Genomic DNA, 24,229 nt, shown 5'->3' with positions numbered 1-24,229 from the left:
ACTGCTAGCTAAAGCGACGTTCTGCGCTCCATTTTTGCGCCCCAGAACGCCACTTTGACTGTACCTAGCTAACTTTCGCCCAAGCCTAACCCACTAACTCGCGACGTCGACGCGCGGGCGGCAGCTCCCCCTGCGAGGCTGCGACCGGGGCGCGGGTAGCAAAAGATGCATCCGGTCGTAAAGTTTCCAGTGCTGTCTCACGCTCGCCAAAAACCCATCGCTTCTGCGCCGCGAAACTCAGGGGAACCAGGGTAGCCTCAACCAGCACCTTGGCAACAATGAGTGGCAGACCAGCCCAGGTGAGAAGTTCCATCAGTCCAGCGTTGGTAGCGAGAATACCCGCCGCCAAAAGCCCGTAACGCACCAGGGACGTGCGGGTTGCAGGTGCCGCGCCGCCGTCGTGCAAAATCACCCGATTCAAGGCGAAATTGCATAGAGCAGATACCAAACGCGCACAGATTACCGCTGGAATCACGTGTATTCCCAACGCTACGAAACTCAGCAAAGCGACCGTATCGATAGCGAATCCAGCCAGTGAGGTAGCCAAGAACCCCAGCAGGGGAGCATAGATTTTTAAGGAATCGCGTACCGGCCGGAAATGGCTGGTGGGATTACCGGGCTCGTAAACTTTTGTAATCGCCACCTGCTCAATCAGCATGTCGGTGCGAGTGGCTCGCAGCAGCATGGTGAATTCATAGTCGTAGCGGTTTCCCGGAATCATATCGAGCCAGGGCAGCAGCTCGGGGGTAAAACCGCGCAAACCGGTCTGTGTATCAATTACTTTTTGCCCGGTAGCGAGTCTAAAGAATGCAACCGAAATGGCGTTGCCCCATCGAGAGCGCAAGGGCGCTCGGGCAGGCTCAGGTGCCAGTGGATCATCTACCGTGCGCACACCCAACACCATTGCTGAGAGACCCTGTTGAGCGCGTAACTCTGTTGCCACGCCCACCGCAAGGATGTCGGCGGCCAGGTGCTGGCCATCGGCATCGGCGGTAATGACGCACTGCCCCGCCCGGTTTTCCCGGCACCAGATGAACCCCGCGCGCAGCGCCGCGCCTTTGCCGCCGTTTTCTGCCAGGGTAAGGATGCGAACCCGGTAGCTGAGGGCTTCGGCCACGCGGAAGATGGGGCTATATTTTTCGCCTGAGCCGTCGTCCACAATGAGTATCTCAATCCGCGACTGACTTGAGGAAACGCGAGAAATGAGTTTCTTGCACAGCTCGACGAGCGATTCGTCAGGGCGATAAGCAGGAATCAGGATGATCATGATGCCGCTCCTGCAATATAGAGAATGTCGCTGGTTCCGCGTTCTTCGCCCTTGCCCAGTGGATTATTGACGAGCGAGCCGTTGAAGACCATATCGGTTGAGCCACCACCGTCGATGTTGTAAGCGGTGGTACAGCCGAGATCGATGAACATTTGGGCAAATTCGGTCATGGTGACGCCGCGGGAGTAACCTTCGGAACGCCCGTCTACTGCAAGAACCATCAGGTGGTTATCGCCGATGACGCCGATGCCCGTGCGAGGCTGCTCTCCCTGAATCGAGTGGTTGCCGAAGTTTGTATCCACTTCATAATCTTCGATACCGCTGGCAACTGCGCCGTCGCTTATCAGAGAGGGACCGAAGGAAAGAGTGTTCCAGACTCCTGCATCGACCAGGGTTTGAGCGTTTGTGGTGGTTTCATCGTAGACCTTGACCGAGCCGTCGCGGTAGAAAGCGAGACCTTCGCGAGCGCTGGCGTCACGGTATACGACGCCGTTGCGGATGACGATTCCCGTTTCGCGGAAGCCGTAGTAGTCGCCGTTGATTGCCCAGATTGCATTGTGTTCGGCGGCGATGGCGGTGGGTACGTCGATGATGTTCAAGCCGAATTCGTTGTTGGCGAAAGCCGATTTGAGAAGGGTGGCATCGTCGAGTTTGATTTCGGCGGAGAATGCGGTGACGGTATCGCTACCTGAGCCGTTGACGATTTTGTTGATGGCTATGGAACCGTTATCTGCGGTAAGTCCGCTGTCTGTCACCGAGACGTTGGTGAGCTCGGTTGTTGCAGCTTTGGTGCTCCCTGAGGATGCCGTTGCGGCGGCTTCGTAGGCGGCGACGTCGGAGATTTCGGTGTGTTCGGCGAGGTAGCGGTTGTATGCCCAGCCACCACCCAGGCCTGCTGCGGCAAGTGCGCCGACTCCTCCGAAGAGGGCTGTGCGGCGGGTGGTCTTTTTCTGCCAGAAACCGCGGTTTTGGTCGACGGCGGTGGAGCCAGTGGCTGGTTGTTGCTGGGTAAGGGGTTCAGTGGGGTGCTGTTCGGTCTTTGTCATGGTTTAAGCATGTGGTGCGTTCCCATGTGCAGGATTTGCCAAACCTATGCCTCTCCTGTGAAACACGGAAGCCTACTCTCAAGTGAGGAACACTCCCAGTTCGGCGCGGCGTCGGCAAAAGCACCTGAGCTAAATTTTGTTAAACAAAACAGCCCCGGCGCGTTGCCGAGGCTGTCTTGTGATGTGCTGATTGCCTACTATCCGGTTTCCCGGTTAGCGGCGGCGATCGGCGTAGTCGTCAGTGTACTTGTCTGCGTACGCTGAGTAGTCATCTTCGTCGTCATAGGTTGACGCCGGAGCTGCACTTGATGAATTTTTTTTGGCACTACTGAGCTCACGTTCAAGCGCAGTGTAGTCGGTCTCGGGGCTGTAGTACTTCATTTCCCGAGCCTGCCGTGTTGCTTTAGCCTTTTGACGGCCGCGCCCCATGGCGTGACCCCCTTTATCCGTCGGGTCCGCTTTTGGCTACCGTGCAGGCGCACGTAAGCCACCGGAATGCTTACAGTTTTCTTTTCTTAAGCGTACATGTTTTTAGCGTTATATGCAGATTGATATCCCGCTGGGCGAAAATTCACCTGAAGTTTTTTTGAAGCTGACCCCGAAAAATGCAGAGAATCTACACTTTTCGGGGCCAATTTATCTTTTGTAGTTACTTCAGCATGTGTTGTAAAGAACCTTAGTTATTCCAATATTCAATACATTCGTGAATTACTGAGCCGTAACGGTGCCAGCATCTTCACCATTGACCTGCAAGGTATAAGTTTCACCCGAGGTAATTCCTTCCGCAGAGGCGAAGAAAAGTTCAGTTCCCTTATCGGTAACCGTGTAGGTTGCCACGGTCTTGCCTGAAGAATCCACCACGGTCACGGTGTCACCTTCTGAAGTGCTCAAATCGGTTGATTTGATATATCCCTGGCCGTCCGCGGCGGGCGCCACGAACATATCCGAGGTTCCACCAGCCAGAAGTGTTCCGCCCGTTAGAGTAAAGTCCCCGGCGGTATCAAAGACGCCATTGCCGCCTCGTGAGGGACCGTTGACAGTCAGAGTACCTCCGCTCATGGTGGCAGTACCGTTAGAGTCGAAGCCATCGCCTTCAGCAGTCACATTGATGGTGCCGCCGGTAACAGTAATGCTGGCGTCTTCAACGGTGTCCATGCCACCGCCACCGCCCATGTCACCGCCGGGTGCCTGACCACCCATGTCACCGCCGGGTGCCTGACCGCCCATGTCACCTGAAGGCATCTGTCCCTGCTGCTGATCGGTAGTACTTGAATCGGTTGAAGTTGAGTCAGTATCAGTATCGGGCACGCTGGCGTTGACACCATCATCGTCTGATGCCACTGTGATTTCACCGCCGGCGAAAGTAATGTACTGCGCTTCAATACCTTCATTGGACTGGCTGATGGTTAGAGTTCCGCCGTCAATCTCAAGTTCCTTTTCAGCCTTGAAACCGTCATCGCCGGCAGAAATTTCTACGGTACCGCTCTGAAGACGAGTCCAGCCTCGCCCCTCTTCGTCCGAATTAGTGGCCTTGATGCCATCGCCTTCGGTAGCGGTAACCTTCACGGTGCCATCGAGAATATCTACATAGTCTTTACCCTTGATACCGCTGTTTTGAGCGGTTACATCAACGGTGCCTGAGGCAATAACGAGGCCGTCTTTGGAGGTAATACCATCATTGTAGTTGCCAGTGACGTTGAGTGTTCCCTCGCCAGCCAAGGTCAAATCTGACTTAGAGTAAATCGCTGCATCAGGGTCGTCCTCTCCCGTTGAGCTGTACTCGGAACCATCGCTAATAGTGTTGGTTGTTCCTGAATTGGAGTACAGCAGAACTTCGTTAGCGCTTTGAATATTGATTGTTGAACCGTCAGAATTCGTAATCGACGCGTTATCGAGAATCAAGCGAACCATATCTTCATCGCCTGCAGAAACTACAATCTGCCCGTCTTCAAGAGTGCCGGTGAGCTTATAGTTACCAGCGGCGGTAATGGTGATGACACCGTCCTTGACCGTCACGCCATCGGTCGCTTCAGGATTAGAGAGATCGATGGTCTTGACCGAAGAATCGTCCCAGCTCAAATCGCCCTGGCTGAAATGGGTGTCGTAGGAGAGCGTGCTACTTGAGCTAGAGGAAGCAGATGAACTTGACGAAGCAGTGGAGCTTGCTGAACTTGCGCTTACGCTCGTGGTAGAGGATGTGCTGGATGTTTCTTGAGCGGCGCAGCCCGAGAGCCCGATGATTCCTACAAAGGCGAGGGAAAGAGCTGACTTGGAGAATTTATTCTTGAGTTTCATGGTGTTTTTGCTTTCGCTTGGAGTTGTTGGAGTAAATCTGGGGACGCTGTTTAGGCGGCAAAATGAAGGCTGCGGGTTTTCTCGGTGGGGCTCAAATGGATGTTCCGACGAATCGTCCGCCGCCATTTGTTAGCGGGGAGCTGGGCGTTGAGAGCTGCCATTCCCGTAGCGAATTTGGAGATTTTTGTCGGTCTAATTCCTGCCTGCCACAGGTGTTTATCCGCTACCGAGGGGGCGGAGGAAGATTTAGTTTCGATAATCACCATCCCCTCCGCCACATAGTGCTCACCCACTTCAAAAGGTGTTGCCGGTGAGAGCGCCAGTTCGCTTAGCGGCGTCCAGGTCAAAGCGCAGTCAATGGTCATTCGGGAGTTCACCGGATTGTTTTCTGCCTCTGGCAGGAACACCGTGGTGCGGCGGTAGTTGGTAGCCAGTACCGGTTCAAAGTCGGTGACCGGGCATTCAAGCATGTCGCCCAGGGCTTCGTTCACGTATCTGCGCCCTTCGGTATTCAGACGAGCGCGATCAGCTATCTGATAAGGAATTCGTTCTTTGACCGTGACAGCTCGTGCGCCTTCGGTCTTGACTTCAAGAAAAGTATCTCCGGTATCGCAGTAGGTGCGTGTTCGGATTTTGAAGCGGTTGCGTCGCCCGTGGGCTGCTAGCCGGTAGCTTTGTAGCGCCGGGTTATCGAAGTACACCGAGTCGTAGGCGAAATCGCGTTTGCCATCCATCGTAAGCACCGCCGCCTGTGCGGGGAGCGTAGCCAGCACCTTCTGAGCCAGCTTCGCATCCACAATATATTTGCGGTCTACGCGAGTTTGCATGGCAGCCTGTGCATTGAGTTCTTCGAGGTTGATGGGGCGCCAGTGGGAGGGAACAATGGACGCCGGCGCCGCTTCATGTTGGTTCGCGAAGGTCAGGGGCTGAAGTTTGAGGGTGTTTTCATTCATGGTTTTCTCCTTAGCGATGTTGGGCAGGGGAGGTCAGAGTGGCGGTATTCGGGGTGAGGGGATGCTGGTCGGAGTAGAGCTCGGGATGATCGGGAGTATGAGGGACAGTTGCTTTATCTGCGTTGAATCGGATATCAGCTACCGTCTTATCGTTGATAAGGTCAAGTTCTAGAATGTTCACGGTTTCAATCACGTACCCCAGCTGATCTTGTAGGTAAGTGCGCAAGATGTTTTCATCGCTGATGGCGCGGTCGACCGTCACGGTTTGCGAGCGGAGGTTTGCCATGACCTGAGGCGAATCCACGGCAAGCATCGCTATCAGTAGCACTGCCATCAGCGCTATAGCCAGGCCTACAGGCTCAAGACCGATTCCCGCAAGCAGACCTAGGGCGAGTGCGGCGAAGAAGTAGGCTACCTCGCGCTGGTCCAGCTCGGTGGAACGGAGCCTGATAATCGAAAGCACACCGAAAAGTCCCATTCCCATGCCTGCGCTGGTGGCGTCGGCGTTGGCGAGAGCGACCGTCACGGCAAAGACGCCCACGTTAATCACCAGGTATGAAACCACCAGGTCGCGACGGCGATGGCGGCGAACGTACATGGCGCAGAGAGCGAGGATGGCGGCTAGGTCAAGCGCGGCGAATGCCAGAGTGAGGTACATTTTCAGGTCTTTCGAATCATGGGGAATTTGCGTTATTTATAGATTCGTACCTGTAGCTATGTTTAAGCTGTGCTGGATGTAGGGCTAACTTAAGCGTTTAAAATATGTTGTAAGGAGTCGACATCGAGATACTAGAAAAGTTCATCAGGTACCGTTTCGAGGCGGTATCTCATTCATCTTTCTGGTATCTCGCAGACCTGGAGCTATTTCAACCCGTGCCGTTGCCCCCTCTGTTCGAGTGAGGGCAGTACCCTAAGGATTAGCTGTTCTCCAGCGCTTGAAGGTTTTTCTGCCTATGATCGTTATTATTTCTATCGTTCTCGCTCTGGCGGTTATCGCCGTGGTTGCTTCCCTCGAAAACCGGGTTCGGGTTACCGCGCCTATCCTGCTCGTTTTGAGAGGTACCCCAGAGAAAGCATTGGTGTCGGAAGAACCCTCAGCCGCAAGATTTTGAGTCGGTGTCTGAACGCTCTCAGCAGCGTCTTTTCCGCAAGCAGGAAAACATGATTAAGCGCATTCGACGGGTAGGAACCACGGTTCGCTACGAGGGGGAGCGCCCGCTGACGTGGCAGCACTCGGTTATTTTGGTGCGGGCAGGTATGCGCGGTGCGGTTACCCTGGCTGCGGTGCACACCCTTCCCGAAGGAACTCCGCAGCGTTCCTTACTGATTTTTATCGCCTTTCTCGTGGCGCTTCTTTCGCTGGTTATTCAGGGCAGTACTCTCAGCGCAGTGGTGAGCTGGGTCTAGCCTGAGGGTGAAGACCCTGAACTGGTGCAGAAAGAAGCTGCGGCTTTGCTGGATGCACGCGAAATTAGCTCCTTCTCGTCCGAGGCTCTTTCACATGAGCTAGAGCGGCTCGATGCTTTCGAAATTAGCTACAACCTTTCGTCCCCTGACCGCTAAGAGTTCCGGGCTCAGAGAGCAGAATTAAAAGAGTAGAGCTCAGAAAAAAGCCGTTCACCATTTTTCGGTGAACGGCTTTTTGTTCGGAGCTAGATCAGTTGAGCTAGCCCTGCTGCTACTTCAGTGCGCCAGAGGTAATCTGCACGGGTGTCCGCGCGTCCGGGGCCACCATTCATGACGCCGATGGGTTTGCCCTGCTTCTGCGCGTCTAGCACGAGCTTGTACCCGCTCATCACCGCTACCGAACTACCCACAATGAGCAGGGATTTCGAGTCAGCTTTCATCTCTGCGACTGCAGCCTTGCGTTCGGCGGGCACGTTTTCGCCGAAATACACCACATCAGGTTTCAGGCGGGTGGAACCGCAGTTCTCGCACCCTGCCATTTTAAAATCGCAAATGAAGGTGTCTGAAAGTTCGACGTCGCCGTCGGGGTTTACCTGCAGTTCTTCACCTTCTAACCGCGCAAGGTAGCCGGGGTTGATAGCGTCGATGCGGGTGTCCATATGTGCGCGGTTTTCTAGGTGCCCGCACATCAGGCAAATCACCCGGTCAAGATCACCGTGGATCGCCACGATATTTTTTGACCCTGCCCGTTGGTGCAAACCATCCACGTTTTGAGTCACGAGACCGGCTAGCGTGCCTCGCTCTTCAAATTTAGCCAGTAGGTAGTGAGCTGCGTTAGGTTCTGCACGGCGCATATGCCGCCAGCCCACGAACGAGCGTGCCCAGTAGCGCTGGCGAGCGCCGTCGTCGTATCTAAATTCCTGATAGGTCATGGGGCGGTGTTTCTTGAGCGAACCGTTGGGACCGCGGTAGTCGGGAATTCCCGAACCGGTCGAAACTCCCGCCCCGGTGAGCACCAGCACTCCCCCGCCATCCAACATTGCCGCGATACCCTCACGAGCAAAAACTGGATCGTGAGGTGTAGCCGTTTCACTGACCACCCGCTCAATCGAGCGAATTGCCGAACGGTGCGCCATCGCAATATCGGGGCGGGCAATACTTTCCGCATCAGAAACATACGAAGACGCGCGGGAGGATGATTCAAAGTTCACCCCTCTATTATTACAAGTCATAGCAAGGCAAACATCAGCAGGCATAGAATAAAGGAATGTTAAAGATTGCAGTTGCTGGCGCCACCGGCGCTATGGGAAAAGTTATTGTTGAAAAAGCTGAAGCAGCAGGTCATGATATCGTCAAGATTTGCCGCTCCGAAGGTGTAGATTTGCTCGCTGGCGAGGGCATTCTGGAGCAGCTCGACGGCGTTGACGCTGTGATTGATGCTTCTCAGGTGGGCGATCCTGCTTCTGACGATCTGATTACCCCTATCCTCGACGACGCTAAAAACCTTATCGACGCCGCAGAAAAAGCTGGCGTTCACCGCCTCGTGATGCTTTCCATTAACGGCGTAGAAAAGCCCCAGCTCCAGGAATTCCCCTTCTACAAGGCACGCTTCGAGCAGGAACAGCTCGTTCAGAAGGCGGAGCTCGAATCTGTCGTGGTTCGCTCGGTGCAGTGGTTTGAGTTTGTGCTCAATCCCGCTGGCTCCGAAGTTTCCGATGATGAGGTGAAGGCACAGAACTGGGCTATCCAGCCAGCCCCTATGGGCGCCGTCGCAGATTTCTTGGTAGAAGCCGCGGAAGGTAAACACGGGGAAGGGCTCATCACCGTTGCAGGCGGCGAACGCCTCACCTTGCCTGAGCTGACCGAGCGCTATCTCGCAGCTACGAACGATTCCCGCAAGGTCACCACCGTGGACGCCGTCCTGCCGGCGCTTGCCGATGGATCTCTCTACGCACCGGTCGACGCCATCATCCTCGAACCCACCCTCGAACAATGGTTGAGGCAGCAGTAATCTGCTTGGATTGAGTAAAAAGCTGAGCCTAGCAGTGTTACGCGCCCCAGCTCATCTCGTGGTGGAGTGCAGGGATAAATGCGCAGGCGAGTTATAAGAGGAGGACGCCCCCCTCAGCTCCCTCGGACTAAAAGTTCCGTAAGAGCCGACCGGGCGGCGTCCTCCTCTTAATGTTTGAGCTCAAGCGTTTGTCCCTGACGAAGCCGCGACCTAGCTAGAGCGAAATATCACATAGCTCAGCCAAGCAACATTACTCAGCCGTCACCGTCAGCCCATCGATAGCAACATCGGGGTTCACATCTACCTTTACGGTATCGCCATCGTGGATGGCGCCGGAGAGGATTCCTCGTGCCAGACGGTCGCCCACTTCGGTTTGCACCAGACGGCGCAACGGACGAGCACCGAAGGCGGGGTCGTAGCCAGCAAGTCCGAGCCATTCGCTAGCGGCATCTGTAACGTTCAAATTGATGCGGCGGGCGCCCAGGCGCTGTGCCATCGCGTCAATCTGAATGTCCACAATCTTAGAGAGATCCTGAGCCGAAAGAGGATCGAACATGATGATGTTGTCCAAACGGTTGAGGAACTCGGGCTTGAACGAAGCGTTGACTACGTTCATAACCGCCTGCTTCTTGGCGTCTTCTTCCATGTTCTGATCAACCAGGAACTGTGATCCCAGGTTAGAGGTAAGAATCAGGATGACGTTGCGGAAGTCTACGGTACGCCCCTGACCGTCGGTAAGGCGGCCATCATCGAGTACCTGCAAGAGGATGTCAAAGACTTCCGGGTGAGCCTTTTCCACCTCATCCAACAGCACTACGGAGTAGGGACGACGGCGGACCGCTTCGGTGAGCTGACCGCCCTGATCGTAACCAACGTATCCGGGAGGGGCACCCACCAGACGTGAGACACTGTGCTTTTCAGCAAATTCGCTCATGTCGATACGAATCAGTGCCTTTTCATCGTCGAATTGGAATTCGGCGAGTGATTTGGCGAGTTCGGTTTTGCCGACGCCGGTTGGGCCAAGGAAGAGGAAGGAACCAATCGGACGGTCGGGGTCAGAAATGCCTGCGCGTGAACGACGCACGGCATCGGCTACGGCGGTGACCGCCTGCTTCTGTCCGATGAGTCGCTTGCCCAGCTCGTCTTCCATGTTCAAAAGTTTCTCTGATTCGCCCTGGAGCATCTTGCCAGCAGGAATACCCGTCCAAGCAGAGATGACTTCGGCGATTTCGTCGGCGGTTACTTCCTCAGAAACCATCGATTCTTTGTCAGCATGTTCAGCTTCAGCCTGCTGCGCAGCATGCAGTTCGGCTTCCAGCGCAGGAATTTCGCCGTAAAGAATACGGGAAGCATCGGCAAGATTTCCTTCACGCTGCGCCATGTCAGCTTGCGAGCGCAGTTCATCAATTTTGTTCTTGATGTCGCCGACTCGGTTAAGTCCTGCTTTTTCGGCTTCCCAACGTGCGTTGAGAGAGTCGAGTTCTTCTCGTTTGTCTGCCATTTCAGCACGAAGGTGTTCCAGGCGCTCTACTGAGGCTGGGTCGGTTTCGTTCTGAAGTGCCAGTTCTTCCATGGTCAAGCGGTCTACCTGGCGCCGGAGCATGTCAATTTCTTCGGGTGCCGAGTCGATTTCCATGCGTAGGCGCGAAGCAGCTTCGTCGATGAGGTCGATTGCCTTATCGGGAAGTTGACGCGAGGGAATGTAGCGGTGGGACAGCGTTGCCGCAGCGACCAAAGCCGAGTCTGCAATGGCTACTTTGTGGTGCGCTTCGTAGCGTTCTTTGAGTCCACGCAGAATACCGATGGTGTCTTCCACGCTGGGTTCACCCACGTAGACCTGCTGGAAACGGCGTTCTAGAGCGGCGTCTTTCTCAATATTTTCACGGTATTCGTTGAGGGTGGTAGCGCCAATCAAACGCAACTCACCGCGCGCCAGCATGGGCTTGAGCATGTTTCCGGCATCCATCGAACCTTCGGAAGCGCCAGCACCGACGACGGTATGAATCTCGTCAATGAAGGTAATAATTTGGCCTTCGGACTTTTTGATTTCATCCAAAACAGCTTTGAGGCGCTCTTCGAACTCACCACGGTATTTCGCACCGGCAACCATTGAGCCAAGATCCAAAGAGATGAGGGTTTTACCGCGCAGAGACTCAGGAACATCGCCTGAGACCATGCGCTGAGCAAGACCTTCTACCACAGCGGTCTTACCTACACCTGGTTCACCGATAAGAACGGGGTTGTTCTTGGTACGGCGAGAAAGTACCTGCACGACGCGACGGATTTCTGAGTCACGACCAATCACAGGGTCTAGTTTGCCCTCGCGAGCAATCTTGGTGAGGTCGGTACCAAATTTTTCAAGCGCTTGGAAAGTGCCTTCGGGGTCTGGGGTGTCCACGGTGCGATCTCCTCTTACCTGCGGAATGGTCTGAGCGATGACGTCGGCGCTAGCGCCGTTATCCGCCAGAGCTTTCGCTGTAGCGTCGTCGTTTGATGCAAGCCCGAGCAAAATCATTTCGGTGGAGATGAAAGTATCCCCGAATTGCTCTGCTTTGGTTTGAGCGGTTTGAATTGCACGCAGTGCGTTGCGGCTGAATTGTGCTTGCGCTACCGATGAGCCACTGCTCTTGGGCAGCTTGGCGATTTCATTGGAGGCAGCAACGGAGACGGCGTCGATGTCCACTCCTGCAGCTTTGAGTACAGCTACAGCCACGCCGTCGCGCTGATCCATGAGCGCTTTGAGTAAGTGGGCAGGTTCGATGCTGGGGTTCCCGGCGGTTTGCGCGTTCATGTTCGCGCTACTAATGATTTCTTGTGATTTAGTGGTGAATTTTTGTTCCATGAAAGTCTTCCTTTCGAGTTGAAGTTTTCTCTGTTAAAGACTGAGAAATACGGGATTTAGACCCAACCCCTGCGTTTCTATTTATCTATTAACTTGAGTCTACTCCGCTCAACTTGTTAAGACAAGAGTTTTCCACAGAATAAATTACAATAATTTTGCTTGAGAATATTCACGTGAAATGGTCCACTCGCGGGATAAAGCGAGGGGTCCACCAGGCCATGCACCATACCAACCCAAAGAAGCACCGTCAGAAATACACCTCAAAGGAAAATTTCATTTCCCCGAGGGCGTATGAAATTTGCTTTTGAGGCCATGAAAACTCAACCTTGCAAGGTTTATTCCATCTCATCCAAAAATTCATACTCGCTGTACTGACGGGCAATGAGCTCTTCGTCTTCTTCACTCACTCCTGCTGCACGTTTACGCGAGCGCCTGTTCTCACCCCACGCCACAAAGAACACAGAGAATGCTGCCACGAACGTCAAAATTCCTGAAGTATTGCCAAACCCTGCAGAGAGTCCAATAAAGTCTTCACCCAAAATTTTCGACGCCGCAGAAACGGTCTTACCATCCACCACGTCTGGGCAGAGCATTCCAAAAATGAAAGCAATTGCCCAGGTCACCAGTTGCAGAACTGCTAACGTCGACGTCGTCCCCGCCGATCCTTCGTACCGCTTGGCGTCGTGCCACATCCACCATGCAGCAACCCCCAAGATAGCCAAAAGCGCCGGACCAAAGCTGATGGCAAAAATACCCACCAGCGAACCGCCGGCGCCAAACAAAGCTCGTCCGGCAGTAATCCACAGGGCGCACAGCAAGGCGCCGGGTACTGCGGCCCAGAGCATCAGGCGCTGAAAAGCGGACGATGGACGGTGCAAAATCTGTTCAGATGACTGGTTATCCACACTGTAATAGTAGGTCATTGCCCCCTAAAGATTCAGTTCAGGATAGGCTGGAATTATGAGTAAAAATGAGAGCACATCGAACTACCCTGCAGCTATTCTCTTTGACCATGACGGCACCCTAGTGGACACCGAACCCCTCTGGGAAGCAGCCAAGCAGCGCATTGCAACTGAGCACAATGCCACGTGGACTTCTGAAGACACCCTGGCGGTGTTGGGTTATTCGATTCGCAAGACTCTTGAACAGCTCCAAAAGGTAGGTGTGAACTTGCCACTCTCTGAGCTGGAGGAAAAGCTCATTTCCTACATGATGGAGGAATTTTCACGAAGCTCTTACGATTTCCTCCCTGGCATTCGCCCGCTACTCGATGAGATTCATCAGGCAGGAATACCCATGGGTATTGTCACCAACGCGACGACGGCGGTTGCCCAGCGCACGTCCGAACTCGCGCCCGGTTATTTCACCGCTTTGATTGGCGACCAACAAACGACTCACCCGAAACCTAACCCCGAACCATACTTATTGGGAGCCAAGAAGCTCGGCGTTGATCCAACCCAGTGTGTAGCTGTTGAGGATTCCCCCTCCGGCGTGCAAAGCGCACTAGCAGCAGGAATGAAGGTCATTGTGGTTCCCGGTGAAGTGCCCGTACCGGAAGATTTAGGGCATGCTCGAATGCAACATGAAGAGCTCACACTAGCCAAAATCCTTAATATGAATAATTCAAAATAATCTTGACTTTGGGGATGCGCTTACTAAAATGGTAAGTGAACGCAGGTTCCAAGATATTACTGCGTATGTGTAATAATTTCCGAGCTCAGAAAAGGATTGAACATGCCTGCCACCAATGCACCTTATACCGTTCCTGGACTTACTGAAGCGACCGGTCATCAAGTAGGTGAACTGCTTCAAATGCGCCTGCACGCGCTCAATGACCTTCAGCTCACCCTGAAGCATGCTCATTGGAACGTCGTCGGTCCCTCTTTCATCGGGGTACACGAAATGCTTGACCCTCAGATTGAGCTAGTCCGCGGCTTTGCCGATGAAGTCGCAGAACGCATGGCAGCCCTGGGTGTATCCCCGGTGGGCACTCCCGGCGATTTAGTAGCTAAACGCTCCTGGGAAGACTACTCGGTAGGCCGCGCAGACACCACCGTACATCTAGAAGCTATCAACAAGGTTTACGACGGCGTCATTGAGGATCACCGCGCCGCTATTGCAAAAGCGGGAGAACTCGACCCCGTAACCGAGGATTTGCTCATTGGACAGACTGCCGAGCTTGAAAAGTTCCAGTGGTTTGTACGTGCGCATCTTGAAAATTCAAAGGGTGACATCAAGTAAGCGTCGTCGCTTATACCCATCCTATTTTCTCAATCTGCCCCGATTCCCCGGGGCAGATTATTTTTTGTCCCCTAAACCACCTAATAAAACCTCGATTTGGGGTAACCTGAATCGGTACCCATCAGCTTCGACTCCCCCGAAAGCCCTCCCCCCCTTGAAAATTTCACATCGCACTCCCAAAATCGTATTCGCATCGTCTCTTACTGTCCTGCTGACTTTAGGATTAACCTCCCCTGCAATAGCGGCCCCCAAAGGCGCGGACACTTCCGCACCTCACTCTCAAGGTGACCCATCGCTTACCGCAGGCACTCACGCAGAAGCCAGCGTGAAAAACGCTCCCACCGTTGAAGAAGATACCGATCAGGTGGTCGTTAAATTCAAAGAGGGCACCGCCGAAGACACCAAAGCGAAAGTTCTAGAGTCCACCGCAAAGAAATCGGCACTGGATGACTCCACCACCGAAGTAGTAAGCCAGACCGTCGCTTCAGCCGACGTCGTGAAATCTACTGCGGAGCTCTCCCCCAGCGAGCAAACAGAGGTAGTCAAGACCCTGAACGCCAATCCTAGCGTGGAATACGCTGAGGCAGATTTGCGCATCAAGAACACTGACGCCGGATATGCTCCTGTCACTCCCACTGACCCCCTGTGGTATCTGCAGTGGAACATGCGCGCCATTAACGCTCCTCAAGCTTGGGAAACTAACGTGGGCGACGGCGTGGTCATCGGCGTCGCCGACGAAGGATATTCCACACACCCCGAGTTGGACGCCCGCACACTACCCGGTTATGACTTCACCAGCTCAGAGTTTTCTCGTGACGGAAACGGATGGGACTCTAACCCGCAAGATCAGGGTGACTGGTCAAACGGTCGAAACTCGATGTGGCACGGCATGCACGTGGCTGGTATCGCCGCTGGATCAGCCTACAATCGCTTGGGCGTAGCAGGCGTTGCACCGCGCGCATCTGTTCAGCATGCCCGTATTTTGGGTGCTGGTGGTGATAGCTACGTATCAGATATGGCAGCCGGTGTCGCATGGTCAGCGGGTATTTACGTTCCCGGTGCGCCACTCAATCCCACACCCGCCGACGTCGTGAATATTTCTGCGGCTTTCCCTGCCAATACCTGCCCCAAGGTGTTTGAAGACGCCATTTGGGCAGCTCATGAACGCAACGTTCCCGTGGTGGTGGCAGCCGGTAATAACGGGGACGACGCCGGGAAGTACGCCCCCGCCAACTGCTGGGGTGCAATCGTTGTAGGTGCCACCGCAGGTAACGGCTGGCAAACCATGACTGGTTACTCCAATTGGGGCTGGCCCCTTGATATTTTGGCACCCGGCGGTGCATCGGGTACTGATATATGGTCCACTATCACCGACGGCACTCAGGGACCGGGCAATCCAAGCTACGGTCCGCTCAACGGCACCTCTATGGCGGCACCTCACATTGCAGGCGTCATTGCTTTGATGAAGGAGCGCAATCCTGACCTTCCGGTTGAAACAATCCGTTCCATTTTGCAAGGGACTGGGAGCTACGTGGGTGACTATAAATTTGTCAACGCGGAACGAGCTGTTCAGGCAGTTACCCCCACGCACGTCACGCTTCCTTTTAGCGACGTCGCCGCGAACCATCCTTTCCGGAAAGAAATTAGCTGGGCTCGCAACATGGGTGTAACTACCGGCTGGGCTGATGGAACCTATCGCGCAGAGGAAGGTATTTCTCGTGCGGCTATGGCAGCTTATCTCTACCGTCTAGCGGGCTCACCCACCTATGCGCCTCCGGTTCGCTCACCGTTCAAGGATATTCGTCCCGGTGATCCTTTCTACAAAGAAGTCTCTTGGCTAGCCAGCAAGGGAATTACAACAGGATGGGGCGACGGCACCTTCCGACCCAATGATTCTATTTCCCGTGAGGCTATGGCAGCTTTCCTCTACCGTATGGCTGGATCCCCTGCCTATACACCGAGTGCGCGCAGCCCCTTTACCGATTACCCTCGCGGCAGTAGCTTCTATAAAGAAGTATCTTGGCTAGCCAAAGAGGAAATAACCACGGGTTGGAGCGACGGCACATACCGGCCGCTGGAACCTATTTCACGTGGCGCTATGGCGGCTTTTGTTTACCGCTTCGCTCAAGCTAACTAACTTATGTTGGCAGCTGAAGACCTGCTTTGAATCCCTGTTGGGTTTCCAAGCCGGTCTTTTTTAGGTTTCATTTGAGTCACATTGAGTTCTAGTGAGAGGTTATTTTTCGCTATGCTTATGCCAGCGAAGGGGAGTAGTTCCCACAGGTTAGATGTGATTCGTTGTGGATCTCCTCTAATCCAAGCGGTTTATCGACATACTGGTTGCAGAGAATGCGCCCGGTAAACCACCTGTAGTTTCTGGCTCTCAGAATTCAGGCGAACGAGACCTTCGGCCCGAAATATATACCGTGATGTCCTTAAACCATCGCGCTATATTGCAAGCAACGGCCGAAGTCTCATTTTTAGATGATTTCGGTCTGACCCTAAGGCTCATCATGGACCGAAACGAACTTTCAGCATCAGTTACTGCCTCCAGCAGACACGTTGGCTCCCCTGACCCCACATCCCAACAGATTCGCCGCTGGCGCCGCTATTTGGCAGAGGAAATCTCCGAAGCGCGCATTTATTCGGCTCTTGCCGAGCGTTCGACGGGTCGAGACGCCGAAATTTTACGCGAAGTCGCACAGGCAGAAGAACGGCACCAACAGCATTGGCGCAACCTATTGGGTGCACACGCTACGCCGGAACCGACGCCGTCGGTCTCTGCTCGCACTCTGGAATTCTTGGCTAAGCATTTTGGTTCGGTCTTTGTGCTGGCTTTAGCGCAGCGTGCCGAGGGGCGTTCCCCTTACGCCGAAGACCCCGATGCCACCGATGCCATGGCGGCCGATGAAGCTATCCACGAAGAAATTATTCGCGCGCTTTCTACTTCTGGCCGCGAAAAGCTTTCGGGAAATTTTCGTGCTGCAGTATTTGGTGCCAATGATGGCTTGGTTTCAAACGTCGCGCTGATTATGGGTATTGGGGCATCCGGTGCGAGTTCTCAGATGATCTTGCTTTCTGGTATCGCAGGTTTGCTGGCGGGCGCGCTCTCTATGGCTACCGGAGAGTTTGTGTCTGTAAGGTCCCAACGCGAACTTTTGGATGCGTCCTCCCCCACCCAGGTGACTCTGGACGTCGCCCATCAGCTCGATATTAATCAAAACGAGCTGGAACTCATCTATAAGGCTCGCGGTATGAGTGAAGAAGCGGCACATCATCGTGCGCTAGAACGCTTCGGTCACTTGGATTGTGACTGCGACCCTTCGCTTTCTTTCAAGAATCCAGCAGAGAACCCCGACGACGAACGCAACAACGCCGCGTTGGGTACCGATATTGGCGCGGCGGCGGCGTCCTTCTGTTTCTTTGCAACCGGTGCACTGATTCCGATTTTGCCCTATATTTTTGGTGCCTCAGGATTGTTGGGAGTAGTGCTATCGCTGGTGTTGGTGTCTATCGCTCTAGGCTTTACCGGTGGTGTGGTGGGCTTACTCTCGGGAGCATCGCCTCTGAAGCGCGGGCTGCGCCAAATTGCCATTGGTCTCGGAGCGGCGTTGGTGACCTACGCGTTGGGGCTACTCTTTAATACAACTATTGGCTAGATAACATCAAGTTTCACCGGTAAGATTTACTTTATTTTGTCTGCGGGAGATTCCAGACTCTAGTGTTTTGCTGATTTCCTGTAGATAGAGATCTCGCAGTCTTAGCCTTCTATGATATAGGGCGGGGATTAGAACTTAAGTTCTAATCCCCGCCCTGATCTTTTATTCGGTGCTTAGTAAACCAGTGCTAAGAAGAGAAACTTCTGTGTAGCATTCTGGTATCCGCAGGCTTAGCTGGATTGCCTCTGAACTCAAACCACAGGAAGAAATAAACGAGCTTTCCACCTTCCGAGATAACTATTTTTGTTCCGCCGCGGGGTAATCGATGTAACCATGAGGACCGGGTGTGTAAAAAGTATCGGAATCAATTGAATTCAACGCTAGATTATTCTTCCACCGATAGGACAAATCAGGATTAGCAATTATCTCACGGCCCACCGCCACCGCATCAGCCAAGTCATCCTCCACGATATGACGAGCCTCTTCCAACTCTGTCACCACGCCAAAACCGGTATTGAGGATTGTGAAGCCACCAAAGGATTCTCGCAAATAAGCAACCAAGTCGCTTTCTGCATCATGATACAAAATAGAGAGATAAGCGATATTCAGGTCAGCAATACCGTCCAACAATGCTTTATAAGTAGCGCGAACATCATCCTCATCTTCTTCCAGGCAACCTTGGACATTATGCATGGGCGAAATGCGTAGACCGAGACGATCAGCTCCAATTTCATCTGCGATAGAGCGAACCACCTCAATGGCCAAACGAGCACGATTCTCGGGGCTACCTCCGTACTCATCTGTACGGTCATTAGAGCTAGGTGCGAGGAACTGATGAAGAAGATACCCGTTAGCACCGTGCACTTCCACACCATCCATACCTGCGTCAATGGCTCGGCGAGCGCCTTCAGTAAATTTCTGGATAACCCTTTCAATACCCTCGGCATCGAGAGCAACGGGAGTGGGCACCTCTTCTCGGGACTCTCCATCACCGTGCAAAGTGACCCCGGGGGCAATGGCGCTCGATGACTCTCCTTGGTCAAATCCATTGATAGAAGGTAGAGTAAGGCGGCCACCGTGCATAATTTGCATCACAATGTTGCTACCCTCTTCATGAACAGCCTGAGCAACCTTACGCCAGCCTTCTTGTTGTTCGGCGGTGGCGATCCCCGGCTGACCTAAAAATGCGCGGTTGATGTCTTCAAAGAATGTACCTTCAGTGACAATCAGACCGTTATTCGCGCGTTGCTTGTAGTATTCCACGTGCATATCGCTAGGAACGCCGTCTTGACCAGCACGGGAACGGGTCAAGGGTGCCATAGTGATGCGGTTGTTCAGTTCAAGGGCGCCTGCGGTGGCGGGTTCAAAAAGGGTCGGCATTTTTGTCTTTCAGTTAATGTGTTTTCTGGCTGAAAGTACAACGGAGAGCACTTGGATAATATTCCCCTCTCATTAAAGCGCGTGCCTATTTAAGAGTGCTTAAGGTACATCAAGCTTCCTAGTAACAAGGAAAAGGGAGGGAATTGGTCACCACCAATTCCCTCCCTCCCTCTTCATCCTTTTCTCAGAATAGAATTACCGAGCGGCAGGAATACTACCGTGGGGGTCGATAACGTACTTCAATGATGACCCCTTATCGAAGTCCGCGTATGCCTGAGGTGCCTCATCCAGGCTAATGACCTTGATGTTGAGCATATCTGAAAGATAAGGCATGCGATCCCACAGAATCGACATCATCAACTCGCGGTTGTAGTGCATAATGGGCGCCTGACCACCGGCGATACGAGGCGATTTAATCCAAGCATCACCGAAATTGAGAGAGTAAACACCCTCACGCTCTGCAGGAACAGGAGAGATGGGATTAGCACCGTAAACACCGATGATGCCGGTTGCTCCGCCGGGACGGGTTGCATCCAGAACCTGGTTGATAGCGTAAGACGATTTCGTCTCCTCAGCCTCTTGACCCAGGCCGTGTGCTTCGTTGCCTACATAGTCAACTGCACAGTCAACATAGGGGGTGCCGAGGATAGCTTCAATTCCATCATTGATTGAGTCGATCTCGGAAAGGTTGATGGTTTCACAACCGTTACGGCGAACCAATTCCAGACGATCCTCATAGTAATCGCCCACGATGATGCAGGATGCGCCCATGAGGCGAGCAGCAGCGGCACCGCAACGCCCAACCGGACCCGCACCTGCAATATAGACGGTAGAACCAGGCTTAACACCGGCTTCGACCAGACCATGGTAAGCAGTGGGCAAAATATCTGACAGCACTGCAAGGTCTAGGATTTTCTCCATTGCCTGATCTTTGTCAGGAAAACGAAGAAGCTGGAAGTCGGCGTAAGGCACAAACATATATTCTGCCTGACCACCTGCGAAGCCACCGAGGTTGAAGCCATATGCGGCACACGAAACCTCGGGGTTAGTAGTCTCGCACACCTCAGTGCGTCCGTTGCGACAGTTACGGCAACGACCACAGGCTACGTTAAAAGGTACAGAAACGATGTCACCTGGCTTGAGGAACTCAACATCTGACCCGATTTCTACAACTTCACCAGTCATTTCGTGCCCCATGACCATGCCTTCGGGCACAGGGAATGAGCCACGGTAGATATGCAAATCACTACCACAGATGTTCGTGGCAATAAGCTTTACGATAACGCCATGGGGTGCTTTTTTACCGTTAGGCATCTCAAGCTTGGGGAAATCAAGAGTATCCACACGCATATCTTTGACGCCGTGAAATACTACTGCACGATTTTTATCAGCCACGTTCTTCCTCACTACTTTCTTCTTTGGGAAAGCTATTGGGTATAGAAGCTAAGCTCTGGATGAGAATAACCGCTCGGGAAAGCGAATGTTTCACCAATCCCCGAGGGATTCTTAGCTGCCAAGCAAGCTTAGCATAGGGGTGGCGGACAGAAATCATAACCTACTCGTTAGAAGAGAATAAAGAATCGTCGTCATACATTCACGAAATAGACAGTAAAGTTGCAAACGGCAGGAGATTACAAAGATTTTGAGGCTACCTGCACCTTACACAGAAGCGATTGGTCAGATTTATCTATGAGCTACTTACATGAACGCATCACAGACAAGGAAACTCACATTCAACCAGATGTTCGAGTAATGGGAGCACGCCAGAACAACCTGCAAAACGTTGATCTTTCTGTGCCCCGCGATTCTCTCGTCGTCTTCACCGGTGTTTCAGGATCGGGGAAATCCTCTCTTGCCTTTGGAACCCTCTATGCAGAATCACAGCGGCGTTATCTCGAGTCGGTGGCTCCTTATGCCCGTCGTCTTATCGATCAAGCCGGAGTGCCCGAGGTTGATTCCATTACAGGGATGCCTCCCGCTGTTGCCTTGCAACAACAGCGAGGCGGACAAAATTCACGATCAACCGTTGGCAGTATCACCACCATCTCAAGTCTGGTTCGTATGTTGTATTCACGCGCCGGTCAGTATCCTGAGCACCAGAACATGCTCTACGCCGAGGATTTCTCCGCCAATACACCCCAAGGTGCATGCCCGGAATGCCATGGGATTGGCAGGGTGTATGAAGTGGAAGAAAATCAGATGGTACCCGATCCCACCAAGACCATCCGTGAGCGCGCGATAGCTTCTTGGCCTACCGCCTGGCACGGTCATCAGCTTCGAGATGTCTTAGTGGCTCTGGGCTACGACGTGGATGTGCCCTGGAAAGATCTTCCGAAAAAAGACCGCGACTGGATTCTTTACACTGAAGAAACACCGCACGTACCGGTCTACTCTCGAATGACGCTTGCCGAAGCTCAAGCAGCCAAAAAAGCAGGTGCTGAACCCTCTTACAGCGGCACCTATGTGGGCGCAAAACGCTATGTGCTTGATACTTTTGCCAACACTAAGAGTGCCTCCATGAAACGTAAGGTAGCACAGTTTCTCACTTCCATCCCCTGCCCAGCCTGCCACGGCAAACGCGTCAAGGCAGAGGCGCTTTCGGTAACGTTTGCAGGAGTAGATATTGCTGATTTCTCTCATCTACCTCTGCACGAGTTAGTCAACTTATTGGAAGAAGAAGTTGAACATGCTTCTAAGAAACTTGCCACTACTGCCCGCTTGGGAGCAGGACTCATTGAGCGCTTACGCCCCATCATAGACCTTGGGCTAGGCTACCTTTCGCTCGATCGAATGACCCCCACTCTTTCCGGTGGTGAATTACAGCGTTTGCGCCTAGCTACTCAGTTATCATCTGAACTTTTCGGTGTGGTCTATGTATTAGATGAGCCTTCTGCAGGTCTACATCCTCAAGATATTCATGCGCTTCTCGGTGTGCTTGATGGTCTCAAAGCGCGGGGAAACAGTCTTTTTGTTGTGGAGCATTCTATTGAAGTAATGCAACATGCTGACTGGATTGTAGACGTGGGACCAGGAGCAGGTGAACGGGGCGGCAGGGTTCTCTACAGTGGCCAGGTAGAGGGCTTGGCTCATGTCGCGGATTCTGCCACCCGAGGCTATCTTTTTGGTGGCGCTGGGCTGCCAAAACATACTCCTCGAAAGCCCAGTCAGTGGATGAAACTTTCGAGAGTTACCCGAAATAACCTCCATAATGTGGATATAGAGATCCCCCTCGGGGTTCTTACTGCGGTCACCGGCGTCTCAGGTTCCGGTAAGTCCACTTTGGTGAGCCAGGCTTTGCCTCAACTAGTAGGAAACCGTCTGGGTAAGAATATGACAGGAAATGAACCCCCCTTAGAGGCAGATGATCTCTTAAGCGCCGAGCAGACTGCCGCAGTCAGCGGAAACATTGAGGGAGATTTCAGCGGTATCCGCCGCGTTGTTGCAATCGATCAGAAGCCTATTGGACGAACCCCTCGCTCCAATATTGCCACCTACACCGGACTTTTCGATCATGTGCGACGTCGTTTTGCGGAAACCGTAGAAGCCAAGCGTCGCCGCTATAAACCGGGCAGATTCTCGTTCAACGTCGCTGGCGGCAGATGCCCCACATGCGAGGGAGAAGGATCCGTGATGGTTGAGCTGCTTTTCTTGCCATCGGTCTATACAAAATGCCCTGATTGCCACGGCACTCGTTATCAGTCGAGCACTTTGGAAATTTTGTGGCGAGGGAAGAACGTGTCAGAAGTTTTGGAGTTGAGTGTGGACGAAGCCTTGGACTTTTTCGAGGGAGAGTTCGATATTATGCGTTCATTGACTGCGCTGAGTGATGTTGGATTGGGTTATCTGCGTTTGGGGCAGCCTGCTACAGAGTTATCTGGTGGTGAGGCTCAACGAGTCAAACTTGCCTCTGAATTGCAGAGGTCTCAACGGGGCGACACTCTCTATGTACTGGATGAGCCCACTACAGGTTTACATTGCTCTGATGCAGACCGCTTGATGTCTCATCTTCAGACCTTAGTGGATTCCGGTAACACGGTAGTGATGGTTGAGCTTGATATGCGAATTATTGCAGCGGCAGATTATGTGATAGACATGGGCCCTGGCGCAGGAGATGACGGGGGTCAGGTTGTTGCCGCTGGCACCCCATCGCAGGTGGCGACTTCAGCAAAAAGTGTTTCCGCACCATTTTTAGCGGCGGCCTTGAAGTAAGAATATATTCATGATTTGGAAGACTTGTTTATAATCCTTCTACATTGAGTACCGTATTGAACTTTATGGGCTACCTTGTCTCCTCCTCCGGCTCATCTGACGGTCTTATAGGGGGGAGGCGGTTAGCATCTTTTGATCGCGCTAGACCGATTCGGTAACTTCGAAAAAATTTTGTAGATTTTCATCTCTCCACTACAGTTAGAATAGTAAGTTTTCTTAGTATCACTAGATTCAAGGAGCAATCATGGCTGACCTCAGCAATAAAAAAGTTCTTATTCTCGCTAGCCAGGGCGTAGAGCAGATTGAACTCACCTCACCCCGTGATGCACTCAAGGACGCCGGCGCGCAGGTTTCACTAGCAGCCCCTGAAGGTAAGGAATTTCAGGGCATGAATGGCGACTGGGAGAAAGCGGATACTTTTACCCCTGACCTCGCATTGGCAGATGTCAACGTTGAAGATTTCGATGCGCTTGTTCTCGCCGGCGGTACCCTCAACGCCGATGCAATGCGTATCAACCCTGAGGCTCGCTCCATTACCGTTCAGTTCTTTGAGGCAGAGAAGCCCGTTGCGGCAATCTGCCATGCACCCTGGTTGCTCATCGATTCCAAGAAGGTTGAAGGCAAAAAGCTGACCTCCTACACCTCGGTGAAGCTAGACCTTCAAAACGCTGGTGCCGAATGGGTTGATGAAGAGGTTGTGGAAGATGGCAATCTCATTACCAGCCGTAACCCCGGTGATCTTGAGGCTTTCAACAAGGCGATTATCGCGAAGTTGAGCTAATTCCTGAATGATAAGCCTGAACTTTCCTTGTTGATATCGCTTCTACGGTAGCGAGGAGAGTAACGTCAAGCCCCGAGCGCACTGATACATGCGCCTCGGGGCTTGACTTATTCAGCTGACGCTTAGCGCGACTGAATT

Annotated in this window: 21 protein-coding genes; 10 read left to right on the top strand and 11 right to left on the bottom strand. The window is 53.1% G+C overall.

Annotated elements, in window-relative coordinates; translation table 11 throughout:
• Nucleotides 1-85: 85 nt before the first annotated feature.
• The 6 genes from ACFR81_RS10370 to ACFR81_RS10345 all read right to left on the bottom strand — a co-directional run bounded on the left by ACFR81_RS10370 (nt 86) and on the right by ACFR81_RS10345 (nt 6,219).
• On the bottom strand, nt 86-1,267 hold the full coding sequence (locus ACFR81_RS10370) for a bifunctional glycosyltransferase family 2/GtrA family protein (RefSeq protein ID WP_343876402.1): 1,182 nt from the start codon (nt 1,265-1,267) through the stop codon (nt 86-88).
• Complete coding sequence (locus ACFR81_RS10365) at nt 1,264-2,313, bottom strand: phosphodiester glycosidase family protein (protein WP_343876401.1); 1,050 nt, start codon at nt 2,311-2,313, stop codon at nt 1,264-1,266. Before ACFR81_RS10365 ends, ACFR81_RS10370 begins: the two co-directional genes overlap by 4 nt.
• A gap of 213 nt (nt 2,314-2,526) precedes the next feature.
• A complete protein-coding gene (locus ACFR81_RS10360) occupies nt 2,527-2,742 on the bottom strand; it encodes a DUF3073 domain-containing protein (RefSeq protein ID WP_068169103.1) in 216 nt (71 codons plus the stop codon).
• Between the two features lie 279 nt (nt 2,743-3,021).
• Nucleotides 3,022-4,608 carry a carbohydrate-binding domain-containing protein gene (locus ACFR81_RS10355; RefSeq protein WP_343876400.1) on the bottom strand — a complete coding sequence of 529 codons (1,587 nt, stop codon included), beginning with the start codon at nt 4,606-4,608 and terminating at the stop codon, nt 3,022-3,024.
• A gap of 50 nt (nt 4,609-4,658) precedes the next feature.
• On the bottom strand, nt 4,659-5,561 hold the full coding sequence (locus ACFR81_RS10350) for a polyphosphate polymerase domain-containing protein (protein ID WP_083147146.1): 903 nt from the start codon (nt 5,559-5,561) through the stop codon (nt 4,659-4,661).
• A gap of 10 nt (nt 5,562-5,571) precedes the next feature.
• A complete protein-coding gene (locus ACFR81_RS10345) occupies nt 5,572-6,219 on the bottom strand; it encodes a DUF4956 domain-containing protein (protein ID WP_343876399.1) in 648 nt (215 codons plus the stop codon).
• A gap of 295 nt (nt 6,220-6,514) precedes the next feature.
• On the opposite strand from ACFR81_RS10345, the gene ACFR81_RS10340 reads away from it, so the two are divergent.
• Genes ACFR81_RS10340 through ACFR81_RS10330 form a run of 3 tightly spaced genes read left to right on the top strand, consistent with a single transcriptional unit; the run spans nt 6,515 to nt 7,124 of the window.
• Entirely contained in the window at nt 6,515-6,673 is a 159-nt protein-coding gene (locus ACFR81_RS10340; RefSeq protein WP_343876398.1) for a hypothetical protein, read from the top strand.
• A gap of 4 nt (nt 6,674-6,677) precedes the next feature.
• Nucleotides 6,678-6,968 (top strand): cation:proton antiporter domain-containing protein, encoded by a 291-nt coding sequence (locus tag ACFR81_RS10335; RefSeq protein WP_343876397.1) that lies wholly within the window; start codon nt 6,678-6,680, stop codon nt 6,966-6,968.
• Between the two features lie 24 nt (nt 6,969-6,992).
• The gene (locus ACFR81_RS10330) at nt 6,993-7,124 is read left to right on the top strand and encodes a hypothetical protein (RefSeq protein WP_343876395.1); all 132 of its coding nucleotides are present in this window, start codon (nt 6,993-6,995) and stop codon (nt 7,122-7,124) included.
• An 89-nt stretch (nt 7,125-7,213) separates the two neighbouring features.
• Here the strand turns inward: ACFR81_RS10330 and ACFR81_RS10325 are convergent, their stop codons facing one another.
• Nucleotides 7,214-8,104 carry a Sir2 family NAD-dependent protein deacetylase gene (locus tag ACFR81_RS10325; RefSeq protein ID WP_343876455.1) on the bottom strand — a complete coding sequence of 297 codons (891 nt, stop codon included), beginning with the start codon at nt 8,102-8,104 and terminating at the stop codon, nt 7,214-7,216.
• 131 nt (nt 8,105-8,235) lie between these two features.
• Between ACFR81_RS10325 and ACFR81_RS10320 the strand changes: the two genes are divergently transcribed.
• Nucleotides 8,236-8,979, top strand: a complete 744-nt coding sequence (locus tag ACFR81_RS10320; RefSeq protein ID WP_343876394.1) for an SDR family oxidoreductase — start codon at nt 8,236-8,238, stop codon at nt 8,977-8,979.
• A gap of 250 nt (nt 8,980-9,229) precedes the next feature.
• Here the strand turns inward: ACFR81_RS10320 and clpB are convergent, their stop codons facing one another.
• Together clpB and ACFR81_RS10310 are read right to left on the bottom strand one after the other, a co-directional pair.
• Nucleotides 9,230-11,821: an ATP-dependent chaperone ClpB gene (clpB, locus tag ACFR81_RS10315; RefSeq protein WP_343876393.1), complete on the bottom strand. Its 2,592-nt coding sequence runs from the start codon at nt 11,819-11,821 to the stop codon at nt 9,230-9,232.
• Nucleotides 11,822-12,156: 335 nt separating this feature from the next.
• Complete coding sequence (locus tag ACFR81_RS10310) at nt 12,157-12,744, bottom strand: hypothetical protein (protein ID WP_151145283.1); 588 nt, start codon at nt 12,742-12,744, stop codon at nt 12,157-12,159.
• Nucleotides 12,745-12,781: 37 nt separating this feature from the next.
• Here ACFR81_RS10310 and ACFR81_RS10305 point away from each other — a divergent pair, with 37 nt between their 5' ends.
• From ACFR81_RS10305 to ACFR81_RS10290, 4 genes are all read left to right on the top strand, one after another.
• Entirely contained in the window at nt 12,782-13,453 is a 672-nt protein-coding gene (locus ACFR81_RS10305) for an HAD family hydrolase (RefSeq protein WP_343876392.1), read from the top strand.
• A gap of 102 nt (nt 13,454-13,555) precedes the next feature.
• Nucleotides 13,556-14,062 (top strand): Dps family protein, encoded by a 507-nt coding sequence (locus ACFR81_RS10300; RefSeq protein WP_343876391.1) that lies wholly within the window; start codon nt 13,556-13,558, stop codon nt 14,060-14,062.
• Between the two features lie 325 nt (nt 14,063-14,387).
• Nucleotides 14,388-16,199: a S8 family serine peptidase gene (locus ACFR81_RS10295; protein WP_343876390.1), complete on the top strand. Its 1,812-nt coding sequence runs from the start codon at nt 14,388-14,390 to the stop codon at nt 16,197-16,199.
• A gap of 376 nt (nt 16,200-16,575) precedes the next feature.
• Nucleotides 16,576-17,721, top strand: a complete 1,146-nt coding sequence (locus tag ACFR81_RS10290; RefSeq protein ID WP_343876389.1) for a VIT1/CCC1 transporter family protein — start codon at nt 16,576-16,578, stop codon at nt 17,719-17,721.
• A 297-nt stretch (nt 17,722-18,018) separates the two neighbouring features.
• Here the strand turns inward: ACFR81_RS10290 and ACFR81_RS10285 are convergent, their stop codons facing one another.
• Both ACFR81_RS10285 and ACFR81_RS10280 read right to left on the bottom strand, forming a co-directional pair.
• On the bottom strand, nt 18,019-19,101 hold the full coding sequence (locus ACFR81_RS10285; protein ID WP_343876388.1) for an alkene reductase: 1,083 nt from the start codon (nt 19,099-19,101) through the stop codon (nt 18,019-18,021).
• Between the two features lie 195 nt (nt 19,102-19,296).
• Entirely contained in the window at nt 19,297-20,496 is a 1,200-nt protein-coding gene (locus ACFR81_RS10280; RefSeq protein WP_343876387.1) for a glutathione-independent formaldehyde dehydrogenase, read from the bottom strand.
• A gap of 294 nt (nt 20,497-20,790) precedes the next feature.
• On the opposite strand from ACFR81_RS10280, the gene uvrA reads away from it, so the two are divergent.
• The gene (uvrA, locus tag ACFR81_RS10275; protein ID WP_343876386.1) at nt 20,791-23,310 is read left to right on the top strand and encodes an excinuclease ABC subunit UvrA; all 2,520 of its coding nucleotides are present in this window, start codon (nt 20,791-20,793) and stop codon (nt 23,308-23,310) included.
• Nucleotides 23,311-23,554: 244 nt separating this feature from the next.
• Nucleotides 23,555-24,091 carry a type 1 glutamine amidotransferase domain-containing protein gene (locus ACFR81_RS10270; protein WP_068169058.1) on the top strand — a complete coding sequence of 179 codons (537 nt, stop codon included), beginning with the start codon at nt 23,555-23,557 and terminating at the stop codon, nt 24,089-24,091.
• Nucleotides 24,092-24,229 lie beyond the last annotated feature (138 nt).

The organism is Rothia amarae (assembly GCF_042677725.1).
GTDB lineage: Bacteria > Actinomycetota > Actinomycetes > Actinomycetales > Micrococcaceae > Rothia > Rothia amarae.
Note: the sequence above shows the minus strand (reverse complement) of the source record. Positions and strands in the feature narration are given on the sequence as shown.